Origin of the sequence: Pseudoalteromonas luteoviolacea NCIMB 1944 (assembly GCF_001625565.1) — a bacterium.
Lineage (GTDB): Bacteria > Pseudomonadota > Gammaproteobacteria > Enterobacterales > Alteromonadaceae > Pseudoalteromonas > Pseudoalteromonas luteoviolacea_F.
In genome coordinates, this window is record NZ_AUXS01000077.1 from 1 (window position 1) to 484 (window position 484).

Sequence of the window (484 nt, forward strand, 5' to 3'; positions counted from 1 at the left end):
AGGTGAGGATCTTTACGGTGAAGCGGTGAATCTGCGCACCACAACGGATGCAAATGGCACGTTTAACTTTACAGGACTTCGCGCTTCGAACTCAGCAGGCTACACCATCACGCAAGGCGCAACAGATTATGTTGAAGGGCAAGATTACTTAGGTTTAACAGCAGATCAGTTTGGCTCAAACAGTGAGATCAAACTAGTACTGGGCGAGCAAGCAGCGCCTGAGCTTATCTTCACTGAGCAACTAAGCACTGGCGACAAATCAATATCAGGTCGCGTATTTGTCGATATCAACCAAGATGGTGCTAACAACGGGAATGACTTTGTCCTTGCGGGGATTGAGATCCAGCTGTCAGGTCAGGATCTTTACGGTGAAGCGGTGAATCTGCGCACCACAACAGATGCAAATGGCACGTTTAACTTTACCGGCCTTCGCGCTTCTAACTCATCGGGCTACACCATCACGCAAGGTACAACTGACTATGTT

1 protein-coding gene is annotated in these 484 nt (G+C 48.6%); it reads left to right on the top strand.

Annotated features, from left to right (window positions below):
* Window positions 1-484: SdrD B-like domain-containing protein (locus tag N483_RS24685; RefSeq protein ID WP_155735430.1), on the top strand; the 484-nt coding region annotated here is incomplete at both ends.